This window comes from Nanchangia anserum, assembly GCF_015240065.1.
GTDB lineage: Bacteria > Actinomycetota > Actinomycetes > Actinomycetales > Actinomycetaceae > Nanchangia > Nanchangia anserum.
This window is the reverse complement of record NZ_CP060506.1, coordinates 499,586-526,262: the sequence shown is the minus strand read 5'-3', so window position 1 is coordinate 526,262 and position 26,677 is coordinate 499,586. Positions and strand designations below refer to the sequence as shown.

Genomic DNA, 26,677 nt, shown 5'->3' with positions numbered 1-26,677 from the left:
CCCGCGCTCACGGCTACCCGATAGGATGCCCCCATGACCGATTCGAGGAAGCAGGCGGATAATTCGCAACCCGACGCCAAGCTCGCCCGGGCTCAGAAGGATTTTGCTGAGCGCTATTCGCGAGCCTATTCCGGGGAGAAGTCGCGCAGCGGGGATCTGCGCTCGCCCTTCCCCGATCACTACGAGGATCTCAACTTCCCGTATTCGGACTCCCCCACCGACTACGAGTCCACGGGGCTGTGGGGACGCATCAAGGGGGCCCTGGCCAACGACATCGTCGCCGGCCTCCTCCTCATCGTGTTGGCCGTCCTCGCGCTCATCGTCGCGAATTCGCCGATCCGCGAGGCCTACTTCGCCCTCTCCCACGCCGAGATCGGGATCTCGGCGATCAACCTCAAGATGTCGGTTGCCCACTGGGCTCAAGACGGCGTGCTCGTGCTGTTCTTCTTCGTCGTCGGCCTCGAGCTCAAGCAGGAGTTCGTCAACGGCTCGCTACGCGATCCGCGCACCGCGGCGATGCCGATCATCGCCGCCCTCTTCGGGATGGCCGGGCCCGCCCTCATCTACTGTCTCGTCACCGCGCTCACCGGCGATTCTGCCTGGCACGGCTGGGCGATCCCCACGGCCACGGACATTGCCTTCGCCGTCGCCATCTTGCAGATCTTTGGCCGCGGGATGCCGCTGGCTGCGCGAACGTTCCTGTTGACCCTCGCCGTGGCGGACGATCTTGGGGGCATCATCGTCATCGCCCTGTTCTATTCCTCGGGCGAGATCGCCCCGCTGCTCATCAACCTGGCGCTCGCCATCGTCGCCGCCGTCGTCTTCTCGCTGGTGGTGCGTCGCGGCATCGTCGCGTGGTGGATCCTGCTACCCATCGGCGTCGTGTGCTGGTACTTCATGCACGCATCCGGCATCCACGCAACCATCGCGGGCGTGCTCCTGGGGATGGTCGTCCCGGCCTCGCGCGTGGGGAACGATCACGAGCCCATGACCGAGCGCCTGACCGAGGCCGTCAACCCGTTCTCGGCGGGGTTGGCCGTACCGATTTTCGCGTTCTTTGCCGCGGGCGTCGACATCATCGATTCCCCCGGCGGCCCCTCGGCGATGCTCACCAACCCGGTGACGCTGTCGGTGGCGCTGGCGTTGCCGATCGGGAAGTTCCTCGGAATCTTCGGGTCGGTGACCTTCATGTATGCCCTCACGCCCCTCACGCTGGGCAAGGGCGTGAAGCTGCGCGACATCATGCCGATCTCGTTCGTCGCCGGTATCGGCTTCACCGTCGCCCTGCTGCTCTCGCACCTCGCCTTTACCGGCGATGAGACGCGGACGCAGGCCGGCTCACTGGGGGTCGTCCTCGGCACGTTCCTCTCGACGATCATCGGCGCGATCCTGCTGACGTTGCGGGTGCGCCGCATCCGCGCTGAGGCTGAAACCGAGTGACGGCCTAGCGCTCGAGCACCGACGCGGTGATGCCGTCGAGAATGTCGTGCTCGGCCGTGACGACGTCACCGATGTCGCCGCCCTCGTCCTGGCGAGCTTTCGCGACCCGGTCGACGATGCGCGACCAAATGAGCGCACCGGCACCGATGACGTCTTCGCGCCCCGGCGGCATGAATCCGAGTTCGCGCCGCTGCGCGACGTCGGCGTTTTGCAGCCAGTTACACGAGCGCTGAATCTGGGCCAGGCTCAGCCGCGTCCCGTCAATGGCATCGGGATCGTAGGCATCGAGATCGAGGGCATGCGCCGTGATCGTCGTGACCGTACCGGCAACGCCGACGAGGCTGCGCACGCGACCGAAATCCACCTGACGCTCGGCCTCGGTGATGAGACCGTCGATCATTCGCGTCGCCTCGCGCAGCGCGCGGGCCATCTCGGGGCTGCGCGGGGTCATCGAGCCGGCGGACTCATCCGCCAATGAGGCGAAGAAACGCTCGTAGACGCGCACCGACCCCATGTCCATCGAGCACGCCGCGCTGACGTCGCGACTGCCGCGAACGAATTCCGTGGAACCTCCGCCGATATCGACGAGCAAAATCGGCGCGTCGACATCGTCACCGAGGCTCGTGCACGCTCCCCGAAATGACAGGCGCGCCTCTTCCTCCCCGCTGACGACCTCGGCGTCGACGCCAAGGATCTCGCGCACACCGCGGGCGAAGTCGTCCGAGTTAGCCGCGTCGCGCGTGGCCGAAGTGGCAACGACGCGCACGGCCTCGACTCCGGCTCCTCCATCTGGCGGGTGTAGCCGCGCAACGCGGCGAATGTGCGTTCGAGGGCGTCGGCTCGCAGAACGCCGGTGCGATCGACCCCCTGCCCAAGTCGGGTGATGCGCATCTCGCGCGCGACGTCGGCTCCCAGGTGCCCGTCCTCGACGCGCGAAATGAGCAGGCGCGCGGAATTGGTTCCGCAATCGATGCCGGCAACTGTCTTCACGAGAGTTCCTCCTCGCTCCATCCCGGTTTGCTTCCACGTTCCCTCGCGCGCGAGGCGCCGCAACACGTCGTCGCCCACGGGGTTGATTCCCGGCCCGGAGGCGAGCGCGTGAGCGACGAGCGCGTGCAGGCACTTGACGCGCTCGGGCATGCCGCCCGCGGAGATCCCGGCGATCTCGGCCACCTCGGCGATGCCGGCGATCCGCCCGATCTCGGCTCGCTGACGGATATAGGTCTCGTGCGCATCCCGATACGCCCGGGCGCATCGGGATCGTCGAGCCGGCGCTGATACTCGCTCATCGACCCGTGGCCTCCAGCGTGGAGACGAGCTTCACGAGGTGGGGAGTGGGTGAGGTAGAACGTCGTCGGGAATGGTGACCCGTCGTCAGGCGGGGAGCAGTAGCCACGACGGCGACGTCGCCAGCGTGCGTGCGCGCAGCCACCCCGACGACGCCGCGAGGCACCCGCCCCAGCTGGTCGCGCACCTGGGCAGCGTCCGCGCTCGACCATCCCGATAACGTCAGCGGGCCTCACCCATCACTTGCCCTCCTTCGTCGGCACTTCGGTTCGCTCCCTCGGCCGGGGTGCCCCGCCGCGACGTGGTCACGTCTCTTGCTGCTGCCCCGCCTTGTCCGCGGCTGCTGCGGAATCGGCGAGAGCAAGGAACCACGGCCTATCCGAACCGGCATCGTCCTTCGCCTCGCGCGTGAGATAGCCGGGGCCGGGATCGACGACCTTGTAGCGGTCTCGCCCGGCTTGACGTAGCCCAGTCGCTCGCGGGCCTGCGCCGAAATGTAATCCGGATCCGACCAGCGATTTAGTTCGGTCGTCAGCTCGGTCTTCTCGGCGCGTGCCTGCGCCAGTTCCACGCTCGCGCGGTGCTGCTCGTGAAGGGAATTGGCGAGGTTGTACAGCGGGGCACCCAGCACGATGACAATGACGGCAAGCACGAGCACGACCGTCGTCATGCTCATCGTCAATGGGCGCGCCCCCGGGCGTTTGACCGTCACCGATCGCCCCAAGAATCCCCGGTTCGCCCCGTCGGCGCGGGCGCGGCCGCGCGCGCGGGGCGGGCAAACGCCGAGGGACGGCGAGCGGCTGGGTGATCATTCCTCTATCGTGCCGCGACGCGGCCCGAACGCTAGTTGGCACCCCGGCGCAACACCGACTTCACCCGCGAGTCCGCGTATAGACTGGGGCCTCGCCCATGCGGACGAGGCCCCAGTGTGGCTAACGCTTAGCGCTGGAAGCGCGGGAACGCGGAGGCGCCGGCGTACACGGCGGCGTCGCCGAGCTCCTCTTCGATGCGCAGCAGCTGGTTGTACTTGGCAACGCGCTCGGAGCGGGCGGGAGCGCCGGTCCTTGATCTGACCGGAGTTCGTCGCCACGGCGAGGTCGGCGATCGTCGTGTCCTCGGTCTCGCCCGAACGGTGCGACGTCATCGAGTGGTAGTTGGCGCGGTGGGCCTCTTCGATGGCGTCGAGGGTCTCGGTGAGCGAGCCGATCTGGTTGACCTTGACGAGGAGGGCGTTCGCGACGTTCTCCTTGATGCCGCGGGTCAGGCGCTCGGGGTTGGTGACGAACAGGTCGTCGCCGACGAGCTGAACCTTCTCGCCAACGGTGGCGGTGAGGTGGGCCCAGTCCTCCCACGAGTCCTCGTTCAGCGGGTCCTCGATCGAGACGATCGGGTACTTCTTGAGCAGCTCCTCGTAGTAGTTCGCCATGTAGGCACCGTCGCGGGCCTCGCCCTCGAACAGGTAGGTGCCGTCTTCCTGGTAGAACTCGGAGGAGGCGACGTCCATGGCCAGCGCGACGTCGTCGCCCGGGGTGTAGCCGGCCTTCTCGATGGCCTCGATGATGAGGTCAAGGGCCTCGGCGTTCGAGTCGAGCGACGGCGCGAAGCCGCCCTCGTCACCCAGGCCGGTCGACAGGCCGCGGTCCTTGATGACGGCCTTGAGGGCGTGGTACACCTCGGCACCCATGCGCAGGGCGTCGCGGAAGGTCTCGGCGCCGATCGGGGCGATCATGAATTCCTGGATGTCAACGTTCGTGTCCGCGTGGGATCCGCCGTTGAGGATGTTCATCATCGGCACGGGCAGGACGTGGGCGTTGGGGCCGCCGAGGTACTTGTACAGCGGCAGGCCGGCGTCTTCGGCAGCGGCCTTGGCGACGGCGAGCGAGACGCCGAGAATCGCGTTCGCGCCCAGCTTGCCCTTGTTGTCGGTGCCGTCGAGCTCGATCATGATCTGGTCGATCGCGCGCTGATCGGCCGGGTCCTGTCCCAGCAGCTCGGGGGCGATGTCGTTCTTCACCGCGTTCACGGCGTCGAGGACGCCCTTGCCGAGGTAGCGGTCCTTGTCGCCGTCGCGGCGCTCAACGGCCTCGAAAGCGCCCGTGGAGGCACCCGAGGGGACGGAAGCGCGGGCCAGAATACCCGTGTCCAGGCCAACCTCGACCTCGACGGTCGGGTTGCCGCGGGAGTCAAGGATCTCGCGAGCGTCAACAAACACAATAGCTGCCACGTCATTCTCCTTAAACGGTCGGTGGTGACGTCACCACTAACGCTAATACGTTTCGTCGCCGATGCGCAGCCCGGGGCCAATCGGCGGCGGTATCCGCGCGCACGGCACGACCAACGCCCCGGACCGGGGAGTGACTATGGTCCCGGCCGGGGCGTGATCTCGGCTAAAGCGCGCGCGTGCTAGCCCTGCGTCTTCGGGGCATAGGCAACGCCGCCACCGAAGTTCGGCATCGGCAGCAGCTGCGAGTCATCAACGTGACCGTAGCGCGACGAGAACTTCGGGGGATTGGCCGCCACGAGCTGCTGGACCTGAGTCGTGTAGATCCCCATCGAGTCGCTCTGGACGACGAGGAAATTGCGGAAGGCTTCCTTCGTCGTCGATGTCGGCGTGCCGGCCTCGGGCGCCACCGCGGCCAACGCCTTGAGCTGCGCATCGACGACCTGTTCCTGTTCGGGTGCCAGGGCGTTGTCGATGATCGGGCTGTACATGAGCAGGGTCATCGTCTGAATGCGCGAGAACTTCATCGGCGCGCCCTGCCCCGCATTGCTGGCAGAAACCAGCTCGTTGAGTTGGCGAGTCGTCTCGCTGACCTGCCCCTCGGTGTAGCTGTGACCGGCAAATGACAGCGCTTGACGGTCGGAGCCGGGGGCCTGGCACCCCGTCACAGAGGCGGCAAGCGCGACGCCTGCCATCGCCATCACCAAAACGCGAGGAGCCTTCATCTGCTTTCCCTTTCGTGGCCGCTCATTCGTCCTCATGCTAACCGTTTGCTGCCGCGTCGTCAGATCGCCGCGTGCCAAACGGCGTGATGATGTTCGCCAACAGGTCGCGAATCCACGCGATGAGGTCGTCATCGGCGAGGGGTCGCCCGGCAATTCCCCCGCTCTTGGGCGCCGGCACCCGGATCTCGCGCACGGCCGGCTTGAGCAGCGTCCCGGGATGCAGCCGCAGCAGGCGCAACCGTTGCGAATCCGCCAGCTCAACCGGGCTCAGCCGCAGGTACTTGCCCTGGGTGACGATCTCGGTGATCCCCAGCGCGCGGGCCTGCTCGCGCAGCCGCGCCAACGACAGCAGTCGCGTGACGACGGCGGGAAGGGGACCGTAGCGATCGGTTAGTTCCTCGGCGATCGCGCCGAATTGCTCCTCGGTGCGCGCTGCCGAAATCTTCGCGTAGATCTCGAGGCGCAGGCGCTCCGAGGGGATGTAGTCCGGGGGAATGTGCGCCTCGGCGGCAATTTCGAGGCGGTGCTCGTCCTCTTCCTCCTCGGTGCCATCGCGGAAATTGGCGACCGCTTCGGCGACCATGCGCACGTACAGGTCGAATCCGACCCCGGCGATGTGGCCGGATTGCTCGTCTCCCAGCAGGTTGCCGGCGCCGCGAATCTCCAGGTCCTTCTGGGCAACAGCCGTTCCCGCCCCCAGATCGGTCTGGGCCGCAATCGTCGACAGGCGCTCATGCGCCGTTTCGGTCAGCGGGCGATCGGGGTCGTAGAACATGTAGGCGTAGGCGCGTTCGCGCCCGCGCCCGACGCGCCCGCGCAACTGGTGGAGCTGCGACAGCCCCATCTTCTCGGCCCCCTCGATGATGAGGGTGTTCGCGTTGGCGATGTCGAGGCCGGTCTCGACGATGGTCGTGCACACGAGGACGTCGTAGTCGTGGTTCCAAAAGTCGACCATGACGGATTCCAGTTGCGTCTCACTCATCTTGCCGTGGGCAACCGCGATGCGGGCGTCGGGGACGAGCGACGCGATGCGCGCGGCTGCCTTGTCGATGCTCGCCACGCGGTTGTGAACGACGAAGACCTGGCCGTCGCGCAGCATCTCGCGCCGAATCGCCGCCTTGATCTGGGTCGAGGACGAGGGACCGACGTAGGTGAGGACGGGGTGGCGCTCTTCCGGCGGGGTCAGCAGCGTCGACATTTCCCGGATCCCCGTGATCGCCATTTCGAGGGTGCGAGGGATCGGGGTGGCCGACATCGACAAGACGTCGACATTCGTGCGTAGGGCCTTGAGGGCTTCCTTGTGTTCGACGCCGAAACGCTGTTCCTCGTCGATGATGACGAATCCGAGATCCTTGAAGATGACCGCCCCGGACACCAGGGCGTGCGTGCCGATGACGACGTCGATCGACCCGTCGGCCAAGCCCGCTTTCACGCGCTCGGCCTCGGCCGGGCTCGAGAACCGTGACAGCTTCTCGACGCGCACGGGGAATCCCGCATACCGCTCGGTGAACGTCTCGTAGTGCTGTTGGGCAAGCAGCGTCGTCGGCACGAGCACGGCGACCTGTTTGCCGTCTTGGACGGCCTTGAAGGCCGCGCGCACGGCGACCTCGGTCTTGCCGTAGCCGACGTCGCCGCACAGCAGGCGATCCATCGGCTGCGGCTTCTCCATATCGGCCTTGACCTCGTCGATCGTCACCAGCTGATCGGGCGTCTCGACATAGGCGAAGGCCCCCTCCAACTCGGCCTGCCACGGGGTATCCGGACCAAACGCGTGGCCGGTGCTCGCCTGGCGCGCGGCGTAGAGACGGATGAGTTCGGCCGCGATCTCGCGGGTCGCCTTGCGGACCTTGGCCTTTGTTCGAGCCCAATCCGCCCCGCCCATCTTCGACAGCGTCGGCTGATCCGAACCGGTATAGCGGGTGACGAGATCGAGGGAATCCGTCGGCACGAACAGCCGATCGGCGGGGCGACCGCGCTTGCTTGCCTGGTATTCGATGACGAGGTACTCGCGCGTCACCCCGGACAGCGACCGGGTCGTCATCTCGATGAATCGGCCGATCCCGTGCTTCTCGTGGACGACGAGATCGCCGGTCGACAGTGCCAACGGGTCGACGATGGCGCCGCGGCGCCGAGACGGCAAGCTGCGCTGAGGACGCGCGGGATTGACCTCACGGCCGGTAAGGTCGCGCTCGGTGAGCACGAGGAGGCGGCGCGCACGCAGCTCGAAACCGGCGAGCACCTGTGAGGCGACGACGTTCACCCCGGCGAAGGCCTCGATCTCCCCGGCGACGTCGTCGAGGACCCGGCAGGCCAGCCCCTCCTCGGACAGGTTGGTCGCCAGCCGCTTCGCGGATCCGGGCCCGCCGGCGATGAGGAGGATCGTCCAGCCGGCACGAGCGCGTTCGCCGAGATCGGCAACTGCCTGGGGCAAGCGACCGCGCCACTTCGGCGAGTCCGCCGCACCCGTCTCGATCTGGTCACCGGCCTCGCCGCCGGGGGCTGCCGGCAGGTTCGTCATGTCGATCCAGCCATGCCCCGCCGACCGCACGCTATCGCGAATGTCGCCGAGGTCGGCATAGGGATCGGTGGGAATCGACACGGGAATCTTGCCGCCGGCAGCAGCGGCGTGCCAGGCGGCCTGGGCGAATTCCTGGGTCGTCGAGACGAGGTCCACGGCGCGGCTGCGCACCTTCTCGGGTTCGTCGATAACAACGGTGGAGGCCGCGGGGAAGAAATCGCTGACGGGAACCAGCCGCTCACTCAACGCCGGCAGAAGCGCTTCCATGCCCTCGCAGCGAATGCCCTGGCTCAGCATCTCGAGCATGTCAGCGGCCCCGCTCAGCTCGGTCACCAGCTGTGCAGCTCGCTCGCGCTGGGACGGGGTCAGCAGGAGCTCGCGGGCGACGGGTGCCCACAGCCCACCCTCGCGCTCGCCGATCGTGCGCTGGTCGGCGACGGTGAAGGAGCGGACCTCGTCGATGTCGTCGCCAAAGAACTCGATGCGCACGGGATGGTCGTCGATCGGGGAAAACACGTCGACGATGCCGCCGCGAACGGCGACGTCACCGCGGCCCGCCACCATATCGGTGCGCTCGTACCCGATCGCCACGAGGCGCTCGACGAGGTCGCCGGGGGCGATGTGGTCGCCGACCCGCGCCCGCACCGGCTCGACCGCGGCCAGCGTCGCCTCGACGGGTTGGAGGAAGGCACGGACGGGAATGAGGAGAACCGAGATGGGCCCAGCCACCGGATGCTCGACTTCGGGGTGGACGAGGCGACGCAGGATCGCCGTGCGCCGGGCCATCGTGTCTGCGCGCGGCGAGAGGTGCTCGTGCGGCAGCGTCTCCCACGAGGGAAACACGTCGGCCCTCACCCCAAGCGCCGCCAGCGAGGCGGCGAGGTTCTCCGCGCGCCGCCCCGACGCCGTGACGATGACGATCGGGCCTGCCTGATCCGGTCGCCGCGCACACATGCGTGCCACGACGAGCGGGCGAATCCCGTCAACGGCGTGGATCGAGGCAATCGCCGCGGGGTCGGCAACGGGAAGATCGGGGATGTCGAGAAGGGGAACCAGACCGGCGAGACTCACCCGGCCAGTGTAGGGATCGCGCTCGAGAGGGGCCATTTTCACGCCGTGTGCAGGCGCTGCTGAGCCGCGGCGAAGTCGCTCGTCACGACGTCGACGCACACGTCGGCGGCCCGCTCAAACGTCACCTCCCAGTCAGCGCGCTGCTTCGGCGCAATCTTGCCGAGCACGTAGTCGGCCGGGTCTTGGCGTCCGGGTGGGCGCCCAATCCCGAGGCGAAGCCGCGCGTAGTCGCGAGTCCCCAGGGCCTGCGAGATTGAGCGCAACCCGTTGTGGCCGCCCTCTCCCCCGCCGCGCTTGAGGCGGATGTCATGGGCCTCGAGGTCGAGTTCATCGTGGACGACGAGAAGGCGAGCGGTGGCGTCGACGTGGAAATAGTCGAGGAGCTGCTTCGTCGGTCCACCCGAGACGTTCATGAAGCACTGTAGCGTCGCTATGACGCAGCGCGGGCCCGGTCCTCCGGACGCACCGATGCCGACGCGTCCCTCGCCGATGTGGGCGATCCCGCGGTGGCGCTTGAGACGTACCCCCATCCGATCGGCGAGAACGCCGATGACGTCGTGACCGAGGTTGTGTCGCGTCCCCGCATACTCCGCACCCGGGTTGCCCAGGCCAACGATGACCCACGTGTCGCTCATGGCGCTCCTATCTGCTCGTCATAGCATGCGGGGCGAGTGGTTGACCCACCCGCCCCGCACGATGAATAAGGATTTAGGCGTCCTCGTCCTCGGCCTCGGGCTCTCCCTCTTCTTCGCCCTCGGTCTCTTCCGTCTCGGGCTCGGGCTCCTCTTCCGGAATCATGACGGAGACGACGACCTCTTCGGGATCGACGTCCGTCGTGACATCCTCGGGCAGCGTGAGGTCGCCGACGCGCAGGACCGAGCCCTCCTCGAGGCCCTCGACCGACAGCGCGATCGACTCGGGGATCTCGATAGCCGGGCAGGAGACCGCGAGCTCGAACATTTCCTGAGCGTGGATCGTCCCGGGGGCCGATTCACCCGTGACCTCGATGGCCACGTCGACGTCGACCTTCTCGGTGCGCGAGACCGCGAGCAGATCGACGTGGAGGATGTCGCGGCGCACGGGGTGACGCTGGATCGCCTTCACGAGCGCCAGCTGCTTCTCGTCACCGATCGTCAGCGACACGAGGGCGTTCGCGTTGTCCTTGACGATGAGGAACGTCTCGTGCGCAGGCAGGTACAGCGAGCGGGTCTCGGTGTCCGAGGAGTAGATGACGGCGGGGAGCTTGCCGGCGCGACGGGCGCGGCGGGCAGCGCCCTTGCCGGTCTCCTCGCGAAGCTCGGCGGTGAGAGCAATAGCAGCCATGGTGGCCTCCTTCAGTCTGATCGGTCAGTCAGCCCCGGAAGGACGTGGATTCACCACGGCCGCGTCGATCACGGAGATGAGACTCCCTCGCCGAGGCACACAGTGCACGGTAGCGAAGACCACCGCGCATCCGCCACTTTCGCGGCGCAGATCACGCCTAATCGAACAGCGCCGTCACCGAGCCGTCGTCGAACACGGCGCGAATCGCCTTCGCCAGCAGCGGGGCAATCGAGAGCACGGTGAGGTTATCGAAACGCTTGTTTTCGGGAATGGGCAGCGTGTCGGTGAGGACGACGTGGCTGGCCCCGCACGTCGACAGCCGCTCGACAGCCGGATCCGACAGCAGCGCGTGCGTGGCGACGACGATGACCTCCAGCGCGCCGCAGCTGCGCAGGACCTTGACGGCCTCGGCGATCGTGCCGCCGGTGTCGATCATGTCGTCGACGAGGACACACACCTTGCCCTCGACGTCGCCGACGACGCGATTGGCGACCGCGACGTTGGGGCGGGTCGTGTCGCGCGTCTTGTGGACAAACGCCAACCCCGTCGATCCCAGCTTGTTCGCCCACTTCTCGGCCACCCTGATGCGACCGGCATCGGGCGAGACGACGGCGACGGGGCGATCTTGGACGAGCGTGCGCACGTGCTCGAGTAGCACGGGCATCGCCAACAGGTGATCGACCGGGCCGTCGAAGAATCCCTGCGACTGCGAGGCGTGCAGATCGACCGCCATGATGCGGTCGGCACCGGCCTGCTTGAACAGGTCGAACATGAGGCGGGCGGAGATGGGTTCGCGGCCCTGGTGCTTCTTATCCTGACGCGCGTAGGGGAAGCAGGGGGCGACGACGGTGATCCGCTTGGCCGAGGCTCGCTTGAGCGCATCCACCATGATGAGCTGCTCCATCACCCACTTGTTGAGCGGCTGGGTGTGGGACTGAATAACAAAACAGTCGGTGCCGCGCACCGACTCACCGAAGCGAACGTAGATCTCGCCGTTGGCAAAATCGTAGGCCGTTGTCGGCAGGACCTGGGTACCCAGCTCCGCGGCGATATTGTCGGCCAGCTCCGGGTAGGCGCGGCCGGGGACGATCATCAGGTGCTTTTCGCCGGACGTGTGGATACCGGTCATGGGGATGGGTGCTCCTACCTGGCCGCTGCTTCGGCAGACGAGCGCGCGGCGGCCCGCGCGCACTCGCGTAACCGCGGGCGCTCCGCCCCCAGGATTCGAACCCGGACCTCAAGGCACCAAAAGCCTGTGTGCTGCCGTTACACTAGGGCGGACCGCCGTTAGTTTCTCATACGGAAAGCCGCGCTGGCTAATCGCTTCGCTGGCTAGCGAACGGTGCGCCACCGTTAGGGTGAGAAATGGCGGATTAAGGAAGGATGAGTTGTGAGTAAACGTGTGCGGATGACCGGGCTTCAGCGGCGCGAACAGCTCATCACCGTCGCACGCAGCGTCTTTGCCGCCAATGGCTACGAGGCGACCTCGATGGAGGAAATCGCCCAGGCCGCCCACGTCTCCAAACCCGTCGTGTACGAGCACTTTGGCGGCAAAGAGGCGATTTACGCCGTCGTCGTCGATCGCGAGGTCCAGCGCCTCGTGTCCTCAATCACCGAGGCGCTTCTCACCTCGACGTCACCGCGCCAGATGGCCGAGCAGGCCGCCCTCGCCCTACTCGACTTCATCGAGACGAATTCTGACGGCTTCCGCATCATGGTTCGCGACGCTCCCCCGACGTCGACGTCGGGCACCTACTGGTCGGTCATCGGCGACGTCGCCGTCAAGGTCCAGGCCATCGTCGCCAAACAGTTCAAGGAATCCCACTACAACCCCGACTGGGCGCCGATGTACGCCCAGATGCTCGTGGGCATGGTCTCCCAAGTCGGCCAGTGGTGGTTGGACGTGCGCAAACCCGACAAGTACGAGGTGGCGGCCCACCTGGCCAATCTCGCCTGGCTCGGCATGCGCCATCTCTCCCACAACCCCACGCTGTTGACGACGCCGACGAAGAAGTGAGGCCGCGGACGCGTGCGGGCGCGCGCGCCGGTATCACGTATCTTGGGGATGTGACGAAGTCGACCTCTCTGCCCCGGCGTGACGAAGTGGACCAGATCACCCAGGCGTGGGCCGAGGTCCTTCCCGATCTCGATACCTCGCCGATGGAGGTGTTCTCGCGCGTGTCCCGCCTAGCACGCCAACTCGATCTGCGCCGCCGCCAGGCGTTCCTCGCCCACGGACTCGAGCCGTGGGAGTTCGACGTGCTCTCAGCGCTGCGCCGCGCCGGTGCGCCGTATTCGGCCACGCCGGGCAGCCTCATGACGGAGCTACTCGTGTCGTCGGGGACGATGACAAACCGGATCGACCGCCTCGAAGACCAGGGCCTCGTCGTGCGCTCGCCCTCGCCTCACGACCGCCGCGGCGTGCAGGTGTCGCTGACCGACGCCGGCAAAGAGCGCGTCGACCATGCACTTGGCGAGCTCGTCCGCGTCGAACGCGACCTGTTGGCCCCGCTCGACGACGCCCACCGAGACGAATTGGCAAATCTCCTGCGACGCGTTCTCATCCCGCTAGACTCGTAAGCACGCTCGTCCGCTCGCTGCAGCCAGTGGTCCGAGAAGACATCCATCGTCGAACAATGAGGTGCCCCGATGGTTAGCCGCTCCACACGCTCCCAGATCGCCACCGTCCTCAAGCTCATCATCGGGGCGGTCATCGCCGTCGCGCTGGTCAAATTCGCGTTCTTCCCCTCGAACTCGCCCGATGACCCCGTCACCGGGCAGGGCGACTTCATCACGCCAACGGTGACGGCGAGCCGCGGCGACATCGAGAACACCGTGTCGTTGCGCGCCACCGTCGTGCGCAACGAATCGGTGCCGATCAAAGCGACCGCTGCCGGCGAGATCGTCAAGGTGTACGTGTCCTCGGGCCACAGCGTCTCGCGCGGGGCGCCGCTCTTCCAGGTCAAGCAGACGAGCGAGCCGACCACTCCCGACGCGGCACCGACGTCGCGGTGGATCACCGTGTCGGCCACGGGGACGGGCACGGTCACTCTCGACGCGATCGTCGGGCAGGAGGTGACGATCGGGGAGGCGATCGGATCGATCCTGCCCGAGGCCTTCCACGCCGAGGTCACCGTCACTCCCGATCAGCTCTACGCGCTCCAGTCGCTGCCGCCCCAGGGCGAACTCGCCATCACGGACGGGCCGGCACCCTTCGCCTGCATCAATCTCACGACGCTGTCCGGCCCCGCGCAGACGAGCACGCAGAACAGCGAGGGAGGAGGCAGCACCAACGTCGCCACGACGCCGAAGATCCGCTGCGACATTCCTTCCGACCAGCGCGTGTTTGACGGGGTAACCGGCAAGCTGACGATCGCGGGCGGCTCGGTCAGCGACGTCCTCACGCTGCCGGTGACCGCGGTCGAGGGCCGCTACCGCGAGGGACGCGTCTATCTTCCGGCGCAGGGATCCGCCAAGCCCAAGCCGCAGACCGTGGGACTGGGGATCACCGACGGCACGCTGATCGAGATCACGAGCGGACTCGACGAGTCCACCGAGGTCCTCGAGTTCGTCCCCGCCAGCGAGGACGCGACAGATGATCCCACCGGCGAGCAGGGCTAGCCATGCTCACACTGCGCAACGTCCACCGCACCGTCATCTTGCAAAATGGTGACCCGCTGCCGATCCTGCGCGGCATCGACCTCGAAGTCTCGGCGGGCGAACATCTCGGAATCGTCGGCCAGTCGGGAACGGGAAAATCGACGCTGCTCAACATCATCGGCATGCTCGACCTGCCCGACGAGGGGACTTACCTGTTCGACGACGTCGACGTCGCCACGCTCAGCGAGGGCGCGCGGGCCAGGCTGCGCGGGCAGCAGTTCGGTTTCATCTTCCAACAGTTCAACCTGTTCGCCTCGCGCAGCGCCCTCGACAACGTCGCCGTCCCTTTTCTCTACTCGCCCAACCCCGCCGACCTGTGGACCCGTCACGACCAGGCCCTCGCCATGCTTGAGCGCGTCGGCCTAGCCGATCGTGCCGACGCGATGCCCGGGCACCTGTCGGGCGGCGAGCAACAGCGCGTCGCGATCGCGCGTGCACTCGTACGTAAACCCCGCGTTATCTTGGCCGATGAGCCGACGGGAGCACTGGATCGAACGACGGGGGCGATTGTCATCGACCTCCTCGAGGAGATCGCGGCCGAGACCGAGGCGGCGCTCGTCGTCATCACCCACGATCCGGCGGTGGCGGCACGCGCCGACCGCGTCCTCGAGATCGCCGACGGGCGCCTGCATGCCCCACGCGAACGTGACGTCCTCGCCGCGTTGTCCGCACCACCACAGCATGAGCGGGAGGAGGGCCGATGAGGGGCGCAGTGCTCAAAGAGGTTCTCGGGGCACTCACCGAGGCATGGGAGGAACTCGTCATCAACCGCGGTCGCGTCATCCTCTCGCTCATCGGCGTGGCCGCCGCCGTGTGGGCGATGGGCACGGTCATGGCGCTGGGGACGATGATGGTGCGCACCCTGGAAACCGAGAACGTCCACATGTCCGGCATCCGCGGCACCGTGTCGCTGGGGGTAACCGCCAGCGCGACTGACGACGCGACACAAGATCCAGGTGGCGACACGGGCGGCGACGAGAGTGGGGCCGCCCCGGTCAGCATCGACGACACCGGCCACGCGGCCAATCCGGTTGCTGCGGCGGCGCGCGATCTCTTCGAGCAAACCCACGCGACGCTCGCCTCACGCTCGGCCGAGATGCAGATAAACGTCACTGCCCCGGGGGCACTGGACTGTGAGGGGTACGACGACGCGGCCGGGTGGGACCCGACCGACCCGTGTGCGCAAACACCTGCGATCGCCGGCGTCGATCCCGCCTACTTCACGATCTTCGACCACAAACTCGTCCGCGGACGCCTGCTCGAGGCTGGCGACGGGGAGCGACAGATGAATCCCGTCGTCGTCAACACGATGATGTGGGAACGCCTGGGACGCCCCGACATCACCCAGTACCCGCGATTCAGCGCGCGCTCCCCCGGCGCCCCAAGCTTCACGGTCGTCGGCGTCGTCAACGATGGCACGCTTGCGCCCATGCCCAAGATCTACCTGTCCTATGACGCCCTGTTCACGGTCTTTTCGCCGCAGGCGCTGAGCGAGGCTCTCGCCTATCAAACCGTCTACGTCGCCGTTCCTCCCGAGCAGATCACCCCGGCGTCACAGGTTCTCAGCTCCGCGCTGGCCTCGCGCCTGGGACCGGGCTACACGGTCGACAATCTCGTCGACGCCGAGGCCGAGGCCTCGAGTCAGCAGACGATGCAGACCTTCCAGATGGTCATCGGCGGCATCGGCGCGATCGTCATCCTCATCGGCGCCCTGGGCCTGCTGACGGTCTCGATCGTCACCATTCGCCAACGCGTGCGCGAGATCGGAATTCGCCGCTCGATGGGGGCCTCGGCGAAGCGCATCTTCTTCGCCGTGTTCCTCGAATCGGTCGTCGCCACCACGGTCGCCGGCGTCGTCGGGGTCATCCTGTCGATCCTCACGGTGCGCTTCGTCCCCGGTGAGCTGCTGGGATACCCCGACCTGTCACAGACGCCCTATCCGCTCTCCAGCGCCCTCACCGGATTGGCTATCGCCGCGTTCGTCGGCGCCCTATGCGGGATCATCCCGGCGTCGATCGCCGTGCGGATCAAGCCGATTGACGCGATCCGGTTCTAGCGAGGTAATCGGGGCCGACCACTTCACCCGTCGAGCTGATCGGCCAGCTCCAGCCACGCCTGTTCGACCTGGTCGCGCTGGTCGCGCACCTCGCGCGTGTCGCGGTCAAGCTCCGCCAGCGTGGTGACGTCGCCGGCCGTCGCCGCCTGCGCCATCTCGCCCTCGAGTTCGGTGAGCCGTGCCTCGAGCTTGGCGAGCTTGCGCTCGAGCGCGCCGAGTTCCTTGCGCGCGGCGTGGCGCTGTTTGCCGCTGAGACCCGCGGGTTGCGGCGCATCGGCGGGTGCGGGAGGCCGCGGCTCTCGTGCGCCCTGGGCGCGCAGGCGCAGATACTCGTCGACGCCGCCCGGCAGGTCTCGGATCGTTCCGTCCCCGAGCAGCGCCACCTGGTGATCGGTGACACGCTGAAGAAAGTAGCGATCGTGCGAGACGACGACGAGCGTGCCCGGGAACGAATCGAGGAGGTCCTCAAACGCCGCGAGGGTGTCAGTGTCGAGGTCGTTCGTCGGCTCATCCAGCAGCAACACGTTGGGTTCGGCCATGAGGGCGCGCATGAGCTGGAGCCGGCGTCGCTCGCCGCCCGAGATGTCGCGAACCGGCGTCCACGCCCGCTCCCGGGTAAAACCGAGACGCTCGACGAGCTGGCTCGCGCTGACTTCCTTACCCTGAATCATCATCGAGCGCTTAACGGCGGCTACTGCCTCGTTAACGCGCAGGTCCCCCAGCTCATCGAGTTCATGGGTCGACTGCGAGAGCTGAGCGATCTCGACGGTCTTACCGCGCTTCACCCGCCCGCCATCGGGCTCGTAGGTGCCATCAATGAGGCGCAGCAGGGTCGTCTTTCCCGCGCCATTGACGCCGACGATGCCGACCCGCTCACCGGGCGCGAGCCGCCACGTCTGCTCGTCCAGGATGACCCGGCGCGCACCATCGGGCGCGAGGAATGCCAGCGAGACGCCCTCAAGATCGACGACGCGCTTGCCCAGCCTCGCCGTCGCCGTCGCGACGAGCTCGACGCTGTCGCGCGGGGGCGGCGCGTCGGCGATGAGGGCCTCGGCCGCATCAATGCGGAACTTCGGTTTCGACGTGCGCGCCGGGGCACCGCGGCGAAGCCACGCCAGCTCCTTGCGCAGCAGGTTCGCACGCTTGCGGGCCTGAGTGGCCGCCTGACGGGCGCGCTCGGCCCGAGCGAGGATGTAAGCCGCGTAGGAACCGTCGTATTCCTCGACGTAGCCGGCAACCTGGGGGCGCTCGTCGCCGGGATCGACCGCGCCGACGACCTCCCACATGCGCGTGCACACGGCGTCGAGGAACCACCGATCGTGGGTGACGACCGCCAGTGCGCCGTGCCCAGGACGGAAACGGCGCAGCAGATAGGTGGCGAGCCAGTCGACACCCTCGACGTCGAGGTGGTTCGTCGGTTCGTCGAGCAAGACGACGTCGGCGTCGCGGCTGAGGCAGCGCGCGAGCGCCACTCGGCGGCGCTGCCCGCCCGAGAGCGTCGCGACCTCGGCAGCGAGATCGACGTCGGTGAGCAACCCCGAATGAATGTCGCGCACGAGGGGATCCGACGCCCACTCGTGCTCGGGTCGAGTGCCGTGGACGGCCTCGCGCACGCTCACGCCGGCAACGAAGTCGTCGGCCTGGGACAGCGTCGAGATGCGCACGCCGCCGCTGAGGCTGCGATCGCCCGCGTCCAGGGAGCGGGTACCGGCGAGGACATGGAGCAGGGTCGACTTGCCCGCTCCGTTGGGGCCGACGATGCCGACGCGATCGCCATCGTCGAGGGCGACGGTGACCCCGCCGAGAATCCGCCGCACGCCCCCGCGCACGCCCGCGTCCTTTGTGCCGACGAGAAAAGCCATGCTTAGTCCTCCCCGGGTACGACCGGCCCCGTGGCGATCACGGTGGCGGCGACGCCCGGTGCGGCCGCCAGTGCGCGTGCCAGCGCCGCCGCGTGCTCGTCGTCACGCGCCAGCGCCACAATGGTCGGGCCGGACCCCGACACAAACGTGCACACGGCCCCGGCGTCGTCTCCGGCGCGCATGATCTCTCGCAGATCCGGACGCAGGCTGAGGGCGGCGTCGGTCAGGTCGTTGCTCACGAGTTCGCCCAGTGCGCTCGGATCGGGGTCGGCTAGCGCCTGCATCCACCGTGGCGACAGCGCGTCCTCGCACGCTGCTCGCCCGGCGCCCGAGGCATCAAAGGCGGCGAAGACCTCCGGCGTCGATAGGCCGCGTTCGTTGATCGCGAGTACGAACGTCCGCGTCGGCGCCGGGCCGAGCGGGGTGACAACATCGCCGTAGCCGAGGCCTAGCGCGAGGCCGCCGACGAGGCCGAAGGCCACATCGGCACCGAGGTCGCGGGCGATCTCGTGGAGGTCGTCGTCGCTGAGGTCGAGGTCGAATGCCTCACGGGCTGCGCGCAAGGCTGCCGCGGCATCAGCCGAGCCCCCGGCCATGCCGCCGGCGACGGGAACGTGCTTGTCGACGTCGAGGTGAAATCCCGCCTGCCTGCCGCAGCGAGCGAGGGCGGCCCGCACGGCACGCACCGCCAGGTGGTCGTTAGTCGACAGACCAGCGAGGTCGCCGATCTGCTTACTCGCGCACCGAGTCGTCACGTCGACGCGCTCGCCCAGCCGCGGTGTCACCGTGACCGTCTCGATCAGGTCGAGACCGCAAAAGAGCGAGCGCAGCGGGTGGTAGCCGCGTTCGTCGGGGCGCGCGACGTCGAGAAGAAGATTGATCTTTCCCCCGGCACTCGCGCGGGCGACGCGCCCCGGGCGGGCCGCGCGAGCCAGCCGAACGAAATCGTCAATGCCAAGGGCCTCCCCGCGCGAGCGCTGATCGATGCCGGCGCTCTCCAACGCGGCCGCCGCTCGATCGGCGCCACCGCACAGGTCGGCCAGCGCCTTGCGCAGGGTCTTGCGGCGCTGAGCGAATGCCTGGTCGATGAGGCTGAACGTGTCGAAGCGCTCGGATGCCTCATAGCGCGGGCGGCGCTGGAATTTCACGAGCGCCGAATCGACGTGGGGCTCGGGCCAAAAGACGCTGCGACCGATGTTGCCGGCCAGCCTCGCCTCGCCGTACCAGGCGAGCTTCGCCGAGGGCACGCCGTACGTGCGCGATCCCGGCCCGGCGCATAGCCGTTCGGCGACCTCGCGCTGAACCATGACGAGCGCCGTCTCGAGTTCGGGGATGGCCTCGATGAGACCGAGCAGGACGGGCACGGACACGTTGTAGGGCAGGTTGGCGACGAGGGCACGCGGCGGCTCCCACGCACTCCCCGCGCGCTCGTTGAGGTCGCCGGCCCCCGTGATCGTCAGCGCGTCGGCCCACACGACGCGGAGGTTCTCGGGGCGATCACACCGGGTCTCGACCGTGCGCGGCAGCGCGGTGGCCAGTTTGGGGTCGATCTCGACGGCACTGACCCGCATGTCGGCCTCGAGGAGAGCCAGCGTCAACGACCCCAACCCCGGACCGACCTCGAGCACGTGCGTGCCCGGCGCAAGTCCCGCCGCAGCAACGATTCGGCGCACCGTTCCGGCGTCGTGGACGAAGTTCTGCCCCAACGTCTTCGTCGGGCGAATGTCGAGGCCGCGCGCGAGATCGCGAATCGCGGCGGGGGTCAGCAGGTCGACGTGGGGACTCGGTTCCATCACCGACTCACTCTAGCGACTTCGCGCGAAGCTCAATACCAGCCCTTCGAGTTCCATGCCGCGAGCGCCCCACACGGGGTCGAATACCGCTGGGCGATGTAGCCGAGGCCCCAGCGGATCTGGGTGGCGGGATTCGTCCGCCAGTCAGCCCCGGCAGACGCCATCTTCGATCCCGGCAGGGCCTGCGGGATCCCGTAGGCCCCGACGAGGGATTCGTTGCCGTGAGTGTCCACCGGATTCGTGGTTCCACAGGGTTTGCAGGCACGTGAACTGGTCGGCGCCAAATCCGAACTCGGGCAGCAGGGCCAGCGCGATCTGCTGGGCGTCTCCGGCACTGCCGCTCGCCGCGGCTCCCGTGGGGAGTTCGCGCGTGCCCACCCGAACGACTTCGCTGACGGGTTTGCGCACGACCTCTTCGGAGACAACCTCGCGTGTCGACTCCGCGCCGTTGGCCGACTGGACGGCATACGTCACGCGCTTGAGGCCGCTGACCCCCTCGACGTCGACGATGCGCTGACCGACAAACAGAGTGTCGTCCTTCTTCTCCTGCGTCTCGAAGGGAATTTCGACGTCTTCATGCACGCCCTGGCGCCCAATGCGGGTGATGGTCAGCGATGGCAGTCCCTCGCCGCCAAGCCCCAGGCTCACCTGGTCGAGCGGCCCCAGGGCGATGCCGGATGCAGCCAACGCGTCAGCGGCGGCGAGGCCGGCGGGAGCATCGATGGTACGGGTGTCGCCGTCGACGTGGACCGTCACCTGTGTGTCATCACTGACGAGCGGCAACGACGTGCCCGACGCCGTGCGCGGAACTGTCAGCTGGGCCTGCGGATGGTCTTGGCGAAGCCGAACGACCTGGTCGGTGAGGCTCGTGCCCGCAATGGCACGACGGGTCGCACGCTTTCCCCGGGTTCCTGCACCCACGCCGGTTGGGCGTGAGTCAGCGTGATCGTCATCTTCTCGCGCACCGGCTGGGTGCGCGCGGGCACGACGTCGTCGGCAGCGGCAACGGGAACTCCGGCCTCCGCGAGGGCATCGCTCACCGAGCCGTCGCCGACGCTGAGGCTGCGCCGGGCACCGTCGACGACGAGGGTGACGTCATGCGGGCTCACCGTGAACGCCGCGGCCCCCGCGCCCGCGGCGATGACGACACCGATGACGGCCGCACCCGAGACCGCTCGAGGCACCCATGCCGTAGTCACCGCACGTCGTCGCATTCGCTGTCGTCCCCTCTCAGCCTCGTCCTCACACTGCTCACCCTGGCACGGCGACCGCGACTAGTACAGCCCGAGCGAGCGAGCGCACGCCGGCCACTGTCCCCAGCCAGCCCGCGCCTGGAGCGCCTGGGCGCGCTGGGTCTGTTCGGCCGCGCTGGCCTGCGACGGCAGCCCGGATCCGCCCATGGCCCGCCACGTGGAGACCGAGAACTGATAGAGGCCGTGATACATGCCGTTCGCCGAGACCGCGCTCGGGTTGCCTCCGGACTCACACTGGGCGAGGGCGGCCCACACGCCGCTGGACGGGGCGCTCCCCTGAGGCGCCGCGGGCACCGGCGAGGCAGCCGCTCCCCCACCTGCTGTCGTCGTCGAAGTCTCGGGAGCCGCCTTCGTGCCGACGCGGACGACTTCCTCGACCATCTCTTGGACAGGGGTCTCGGTGCCGTCGCGATGGAAGACGACCTCGCCGTCAACCGTTTCGACGAATGAGGTCGCTCGGATCACCCCGTCCTTGCCCTCGGTCTCGACCTTGCGGGTGCCCTTCGGCAGCGAGCCGTCCTCGACCTCGCGGGTCGTGTGCCGGGTGACTTTGTCTTCGCTGTGGGTCTGCCGGCTCACCCGTTCCACGCGCAGCACCGGGGTGTCCGACGTGGCCTCGAGGCTCAACCGATCCAGCGGCCCCAGCTCAACGCCGAGGTCGGCCAAGAGTCGCTGAGGCGTCGCCCCGTCCGTGAGCGCGACGTGCTCGGTTGCGCCATCGTGAACGACGTCGAGTTGGCGGGCGGAGCCGATCGCGCGCTCAGTCAGAGCCGAGGTGTGGCTGAGCGGCAGCCGTGACTCCTGCGCGGTCTCGAGCTTTGCCGCCGCGGTGACGAGGTCCGGTTCGGCCACCCATCGCAGTTGCGGTCCCGACGCGCCCCGCACGACGGCACTGTGCCCGGTGGCGACGTCGATGCGCTGCCCGTCACCGACGCGGCGGGGGGCGCGGACCCGATCGTGGGGGTCGACGTCGATGCCGGCCTCGGTGAGGATCTCGCTGGGCGTCGCTCGCCACGTCATCACCTGGCGGGTTGCCCCGTCGATCGAGACCGTCACGGTCTTGTGGGCGTGGGCGACGCCCACACCCGCGGTGGCGACGACGACGGCCGCGGCGCCGGCAGATGCCACGCGAACACCGGCGGGACTCAGGCGGGGAAAGCGAATTGCCACGGGATGCCCTTTCTGGATTCCAGACAGCATACGCCAGCTACCGTAACCGAATCGTTACCTGGTCGCGATGTATTTGAGATATGTCACGCACCGAGTTCGGGCACGCTGATGCCGTAGACCTCGCACGTCGTCGCCGTGAGCGTGCGCGCCAGCTCATCGGGGTCCTCGTCCCGGGCGGCGGCGAGGCCGCGGACCGTCACGCCGACCATGTAGGGAGAGTTTGGCCGCCCCCGGAACGGATGCGGCGTCAGATAGGGGGCGTCGGTCTCGACCAGGATCCGAGTGGCGTCGAGCACGCGGGCTGCATCGCGCAGCTGCTCGTTCGCCCTAAACGTCACGGGACCGGCGAAGGAGGCATACCACCCGTTATCGGCGAGTACCCGCGCCATCTCGGCATCGCCAGAGAAGCAGTGGAACACCGTGCGCTCGGGGGCACCCACCCGCCTGAGAACATCAATCGTGTCGGCGTGGGCGTCGCGATCGTGGATCTGCAACGGCACATTGAGCTCCTTGGCGAGTGCGATGTGGGCCTCGAAAGACCGTCGCTGGGCCTCGCGACCGCTCGGGCCCGTGCGGAAATAATCGAGTCCCGTCTCGCCCACGGCGACGACGCGCGGATTCGCGCGGACGAGTTCCTCGACCCGGCCCACCGCCTCGTCCAGGCTGAGGCGGTGATGGGGCAGGAACTTAGGGTGCAGCCCGTCGGGACTCGGCTCATCGACACCGCAGTGGAGCGCCGCCTCGTTCGGGTGAATGGCCAGCGCGGCCCACACGCCCTCGCACTGGGTGAGGGCGAGCGTCGGCTCCAGCGCGGGAATCTCGCACCCGCACGTGATGACACCGGCCACGCCCGCGGCGCGAGTCCGCCGCAGTTGGGTGTCGAGGTCGAGGGCAACGCCGTCGGCAACGGGAATCTCCTCGGCGGTGACGGGGAGATGACAGTGGTTGTCGATCAAGCTGTGGCGCAGCGAAGCGGGAGCCTCGGGCCACGTGCGCGGTGTGCGGGACTTACCCACGGTGCCTCCTGTCGCCTATTCCCACTCGATCGTCGCCGGCGGCTTCGACGTGCAGTCCAGCACGACGCGGGTGACCTCTTCGACCTCGTTGGTGATGCGCGTGGAGATGCGTCCGAGCACGTCGTAGGGCAGGCGGTACCAGTCAGCCGTCATCGCGTCCTCGGAGGCGACGGGGCGCAGCACGACGGGGTGGCCGTAGGTGCGCCCATCGCCCTGGACGCCGACCGAGTGGACATCGGCCAGCAAGACGACCGGGCACTGCCAAATGTCGCGGTCGAGCTCGGCGCGCGCCAGCTCCTCGCGGACAATGGCGTCGGCGGCACGCAGGATGCGCAAGTTTTCGCGCGTGATCTCGCCGATGACGCGCACGCCCAGGCCCGGACCGGGGAAGGGCTGGCGCCACACGAGGTTCTCGGACAGGCCAAGTTCGAGACCCACCTGGCGCACCTCGTCCTTGAAGAGTTCACGCAGGGGCTCGATGAGTTCGAACTGCATGTCCTCGGGCAGGCCACCGACATTGTGGTGAGACTTGATCGTCGCCGTTCCCTCGCCGCCGCCGGATTCGACGATGTCGGGGTAGAGGGTGCCCTGCACGAGGAAGCCGATGTCCTCGCCCTCGCTGTCGGCCTCGTCGACGAGGCGGCGCTGGGCGGCCTCGAAGCTGCGAATGAACTCGCGCCCGATGATCTTGCGCTTCGTCTCGGGATCGCTGACGCCCGCGAGCGCGTCGAGGAACCTGTCGGATTCGTCGATCGTGACGACGCGGATACCCATCGATGCGGCGTAGTCGCGCTCGACCTGAGTGCGCTCGTTTTCGCGCAGCAGGCCGTGGTCGACGAAGAAGCACGTCAGCTGGTCGCCGATCGCGCGGTGGACGAGCGCCGCAGCGACCGAGGAGTCGACCCCGCCCGAGAGCGCGCAGATGACGCGGGCGCCGCCGACGCGGGCGCGAATCTGCTCGACCTGGGCGTCGATGATCGATGACGGCGTCCAGTCGGGGCTGAGTCCGGCGCAGCGGTAGAGGAAGTTCTCGATGACCTGTTGGCCGTATTCGCTGTGGCGCACCTCGGGATGCCACTGCACGCCGAAGAGCCGCCGCTCGGGGTTTTCAAAGGCCGCGACCGGCGTCTGCTGCGTCGCCGCGCACACGTTAAAGCCCTCGGGCGCGGTCTCGACGGCGTCGCCGTGTGACATCCACACGCTGAAGTTCTCGGGGATGCCGTGGAGCAGCTGGGACTGCGCACGAACCGCCGTCGGCGTGTGGCCGTATTCGCGCTCGCCGGTGCGTCCCACCCCGCCGCCGGTGATGTCGGCGAGCAGCTGGAAGCCGTAGCAAATGCCGAGCACGGGAATGCCGGCGTCGACAAGTGCCGCATCCACGCGTGGAGCCTTGTCGGCGTAGACCGAGGAGGGACCTCCCGAGAGGATGATCGCCGCGGGATTCTTGGCGAGGATCTCGCTCAGGGGCATCGTGTGCGGGACGATCTCGGAGTAGACGCGGGCTTCGCGCACGCGTCGCGCGATGAGTTGGGCGTACTGGGCGCCCATATCGACGACGAGGACCGGGCGCTCGTGGGTGTTGTGCGTGCTCACCGGCCTAGCGTAACCGACGCGGGCGTCACGCACCGCCGAGGTTAAGACAGAGGTAAAAATCCACAAGTTTTTACCGCACCGCCGTCTGTCCGGGGTTTTTCCGATCTCCTAAGATGAGGACATACCCGCGATGCCTGCCTTGGCATCGCCATGACCACACGAGAGGATGAACGCGAGATGATTGACCGCCTCTACCTGTGCCCTCTACGCGAGGGAACCGACGGGTCGGCCATGGCCGCCACCATGGCCGAGGTACTGGGGGGACCCCGCGTGGTCCGTCTGTTCTCCTCCCCCGATCCCTGGCTCGCCTGCCCGCAAACCGCCCAGGTCGAGGCGGCGCGCGCGGTCGGAGGCGGCGAGGTCGTGATCGATGCCACACTGCCGGCCGTGCCGTATGGCTCCGATCCCATCCGGTTGCACACGCTGGCTGCTCCGCATCTGCACGCCCACGCGCTCGGCCTCCTCGACGCCACCGACCTCAGCCTGACCCAGCTGCGCGAGGCGGGAACCGTCATCGCCCGCCGCTTCACCACCGCCTACGTCCCCCTGCTCGCCATCGTCGTCACCAACGCCACCCAGTTGCCCGAGGACACCGATGTCCCGCTCATCGCGATGGCGCCCGAGGAGCTGGGCGACCCCCAGGCACTGCGCGAGCGACTGGCCCCGGTGCTCTCCCCGGACACCATCGCCCCGACGTCGCCGGTCGCCTACCAGCAGCTCCTCACCGAGCGCGCCGGCGCGAATCGCCGCCGCATCGTCTTGCCCGAATCCGGTGACGAACGCATTCTGCGCGCCGCCGCGAAGCTGCGCGAGATCGACGTCGTCGACCTCATCTTGCTGGGCGAGGCCGACGTCATCGCCCGCGACGCCGACAAACTCGGCCTCTCACTCGAGGGGATCACCGTCATTTCGCCGGCCGATGCCGAACGCCGCGAGCGCTACGCCCGCGAGCTCGCCGTCGTCCGCGAGAAGAAGGGCATGACGTACGACAAGGCGCTCGCCCAGCTCGACGACATCAACTACTTCGCGACGATGATGGTCTACCTCGGCGAGGCCGACGGCATGGTGTCTGGCGCGATCCACACGACCGCGGAGACGATTCGTCCCGCCTTGCAGATCATCAAGACGAAGCCGGGAACCTCCACGGTGTCGGGGGCGTTCCTCATGCTGTTCGCCGACCGCGCCTACCTGTTTGCCGACTGCGCGGTGACGATCGATCCCACGCCCGCCCAACTCGCCGACATCGCCGTCACCTCGGCGAAGACGGCCGAGGCCTTCGGGATCGCCCCGCGCGTCGCCCTCATCTCGTATTCCACCCTGGGATCGGGGTCGGGCCCCAGCGTCGACAAGGTCACCGAGGCGACGGCGCTCGCGCAAGCCGCGGCTCCCGAGATTGCCATTGACGGCCCCCTCCAGTTCGACGCCGCCCAGGATCGCGCCGTCGCCGCGACCAAGGCTCCCGACTCGCCCGTGGCCGGACAGGCGAGCGTCTACATCTTCAACCACCTCGACGTCGGCAACTGCACATACAAGGCCGCCCAGCGCATGGCCGGGGCGCTCGCCGTCGGCCCGGTCCTGCAGGGACTGCGCAAGCCCGTCAACGACCTGTCGCGCGGGGCGTTGGTCGACGACATCGTCAACACCGTCATCATCACGGCCGTCCAGGCCCAGGACTGAACCCGCACCAGC

At 68.0% G+C, this 26,677-nt stretch carries 22 protein-coding genes, 1 tRNA gene and 2 pseudogenes; 7 read left to right on the top strand and 18 right to left on the bottom strand.

Annotation, left to right across the window (positions count from 1 at the left end; translation table 11 throughout):
- The first annotated feature begins 33 nt into the window (after positions 1-33).
- Positions 34-1,440 carry a Na+/H+ antiporter NhaA gene (gene nhaA, locus H8R18_RS02395; RefSeq protein WP_191072085.1) on the top strand — a complete coding sequence of 469 codons (1,407 nt, stop codon included), beginning with the start codon at positions 34-36 and terminating at the stop codon, positions 1,438-1,440.
- Positions 1,441-1,444: 4 nt separating this feature from the next.
- Here the strand turns inward: nhaA and H8R18_RS09070 are convergent, their stop codons facing one another.
- The 10 genes and pseudogenes from H8R18_RS09070 to H8R18_RS02350 all read right to left on the bottom strand — a co-directional run bounded on the left by H8R18_RS09070 (position 1,445) and on the right by H8R18_RS02350 (position 11,866).
- Positions 1,445-2,206, bottom strand: a complete 762-nt coding sequence (locus H8R18_RS09070) for a Ppx/GppA phosphatase family protein (RefSeq protein ID WP_420846891.1) — start codon at positions 2,204-2,206, stop codon at positions 1,445-1,447.
- A 263-nt stretch (positions 2,207-2,469) separates the two neighbouring features.
- Positions 2,470-2,953 (bottom strand): annotated as a pseudogene (locus H8R18_RS09865) (DUF501 domain-containing protein); the annotation flags it as partial.
- Between the two features lie 6 nt (positions 2,954-2,959).
- Positions 2,960-3,397: an FtsB family cell division protein gene (locus H8R18_RS02385; protein WP_194189356.1), complete on the bottom strand. Its 438-nt coding sequence runs from the start codon at positions 3,395-3,397 to the stop codon at positions 2,960-2,962.
- Between the two features lie 269 nt (positions 3,398-3,666).
- Positions 3,667-4,951, bottom strand: a pseudogene (gene eno, locus H8R18_RS02380) (phosphopyruvate hydratase).
- 179 nt (positions 4,952-5,130) lie between these two features.
- On the bottom strand, positions 5,131-5,673 hold the full coding sequence (locus tag H8R18_RS02375) for a hypothetical protein (RefSeq protein ID WP_191072090.1): 543 nt from the start codon (positions 5,671-5,673) through the stop codon (positions 5,131-5,133).
- Positions 5,674-5,710: 37 nt separating this feature from the next.
- Entirely contained in the window at positions 5,711-9,298 is a 3,588-nt protein-coding gene (mfd, locus tag H8R18_RS02370) for a transcription-repair coupling factor (RefSeq protein WP_191072091.1), read from the bottom strand.
- A 2-nt stretch (positions 9,299-9,300) separates the two neighbouring features.
- Complete coding sequence (pth, locus tag H8R18_RS02365; protein WP_191072092.1) at positions 9,301-9,897, bottom strand: aminoacyl-tRNA hydrolase; 597 nt, start codon at positions 9,895-9,897, stop codon at positions 9,301-9,303.
- Between the two features lie 73 nt (positions 9,898-9,970).
- Positions 9,971-10,585, bottom strand: coding sequence for a 50S ribosomal protein L25/general stress protein Ctc (locus tag H8R18_RS02360; protein WP_191072093.1), 615 nt, complete (start codon positions 10,583-10,585; stop codon positions 9,971-9,973).
- Positions 10,586-10,742: 157 nt separating this feature from the next.
- Entirely contained in the window at positions 10,743-11,714 is a 972-nt protein-coding gene (locus H8R18_RS02355) for a ribose-phosphate diphosphokinase (RefSeq protein WP_191072094.1), read from the bottom strand.
- 80 nt (positions 11,715-11,794) lie between these two features.
- Positions 11,795-11,866, bottom strand: a tRNA-Gln gene (locus H8R18_RS02350).
- Between the two features lie 109 nt (positions 11,867-11,975).
- Between H8R18_RS02350 and H8R18_RS02345 the strand changes: the two genes are divergently transcribed.
- From H8R18_RS02345 to H8R18_RS02325, 5 genes are all read left to right on the top strand, one after another.
- On the top strand, positions 11,976-12,602 hold the full coding sequence (locus H8R18_RS02345; RefSeq protein ID WP_338088372.1) for a TetR/AcrR family transcriptional regulator: 627 nt from the start codon (positions 11,976-11,978) through the stop codon (positions 12,600-12,602).
- Between the two features lie 50 nt (positions 12,603-12,652).
- A complete protein-coding gene (locus tag H8R18_RS02340; protein ID WP_227712845.1) occupies positions 12,653-13,165 on the top strand; it encodes a MarR family winged helix-turn-helix transcriptional regulator in 513 nt (170 codons plus the stop codon).
- A 69-nt stretch (positions 13,166-13,234) separates the two neighbouring features.
- The gene (locus H8R18_RS02335; RefSeq protein ID WP_191072095.1) at positions 13,235-14,206 is read left to right on the top strand and encodes an efflux RND transporter periplasmic adaptor subunit; all 972 of its coding nucleotides are present in this window, start codon (positions 13,235-13,237) and stop codon (positions 14,204-14,206) included.
- A 2-nt stretch (positions 14,207-14,208) separates the two neighbouring features.
- Positions 14,209-14,949 (top strand): ABC transporter ATP-binding protein, encoded by a 741-nt coding sequence (locus tag H8R18_RS02330; RefSeq protein ID WP_191072096.1) that lies wholly within the window; start codon positions 14,209-14,211, stop codon positions 14,947-14,949.
- The gene (locus H8R18_RS02325) at positions 14,946-16,301 is read left to right on the top strand and encodes an ABC transporter permease (RefSeq protein ID WP_191072097.1); all 1,356 of its coding nucleotides are present in this window, start codon (positions 14,946-14,948) and stop codon (positions 16,299-16,301) included. Before H8R18_RS02330 ends, H8R18_RS02325 begins: the two co-directional genes overlap by 4 nt.
- A gap of 23 nt (positions 16,302-16,324) precedes the next feature.
- Here the strand turns inward: H8R18_RS02325 and H8R18_RS02320 are convergent, their stop codons facing one another.
- The 8 genes from H8R18_RS02320 to guaA form a co-directional block, all read right to left on the bottom strand.
- Positions 16,325-18,163, bottom strand: coding sequence for an ABC-F family ATP-binding cassette domain-containing protein (locus tag H8R18_RS02320; RefSeq protein WP_191072098.1), 1,839 nt, complete (start codon positions 18,161-18,163; stop codon positions 16,325-16,327).
- 2 nt (positions 18,164-18,165) lie between these two features.
- The gene (rsmA, locus tag H8R18_RS09705; RefSeq protein ID WP_194189355.1) at positions 18,166-19,956 is read right to left on the bottom strand and encodes a 16S rRNA (adenine(1518)-N(6)/adenine(1519)-N(6))-dimethyltransferase RsmA; all 1,791 of its coding nucleotides are present in this window, start codon (positions 19,954-19,956) and stop codon (positions 18,166-18,168) included.
- Between the two features lie 32 nt (positions 19,957-19,988).
- Positions 19,989-20,120 (bottom strand): aggregation-promoting factor C-terminal-like domain-containing protein, encoded by a 132-nt coding sequence (locus H8R18_RS09485; protein WP_265087387.1) that lies wholly within the window; start codon positions 20,118-20,120, stop codon positions 19,989-19,991.
- Positions 20,101-20,712 carry a G5 domain-containing protein gene (locus H8R18_RS02310; RefSeq protein WP_194189354.1) on the bottom strand — a complete coding sequence of 204 codons (612 nt, stop codon included), beginning with the start codon at positions 20,710-20,712 and terminating at the stop codon, positions 20,101-20,103. The genes H8R18_RS09485 and H8R18_RS02310 overlap by 20 nt, the downstream gene beginning before the upstream one ends.
- 56 nt (positions 20,713-20,768) lie before the next feature.
- On the bottom strand, positions 20,769-21,155 hold the full coding sequence (locus tag H8R18_RS02305) for a ubiquitin-like domain-containing protein (protein ID WP_194189353.1): 387 nt from the start codon (positions 21,153-21,155) through the stop codon (positions 20,769-20,771).
- Between the two features lie 75 nt (positions 21,156-21,230).
- On the bottom strand, positions 21,231-22,379 hold the full coding sequence (locus tag H8R18_RS02300; protein ID WP_191072101.1) for a resuscitation-promoting factor: 1,149 nt from the start codon (positions 22,377-22,379) through the stop codon (positions 21,231-21,233).
- 83 nt (positions 22,380-22,462) lie between these two features.
- A complete protein-coding gene (locus tag H8R18_RS02295; RefSeq protein ID WP_191072102.1) occupies positions 22,463-23,395 on the bottom strand; it encodes a TatD family hydrolase in 933 nt (310 codons plus the stop codon).
- Between the two features lie 15 nt (positions 23,396-23,410).
- Positions 23,411-24,988, bottom strand: coding sequence for a glutamine-hydrolyzing GMP synthase (gene guaA, locus H8R18_RS02290; RefSeq protein WP_191072103.1), 1,578 nt, complete (start codon positions 24,986-24,988; stop codon positions 23,411-23,413).
- A gap of 150 nt (positions 24,989-25,138) precedes the next feature.
- Here guaA and pta point away from each other — a divergent pair, with 150 nt between their 5' ends.
- Entirely contained in the window at positions 25,139-26,665 is a 1,527-nt protein-coding gene (pta, locus tag H8R18_RS02285; protein WP_223875351.1) for a phosphate acetyltransferase, read from the top strand.
- The last annotated feature ends 12 nt before the right edge of the window (positions 26,666-26,677 follow it).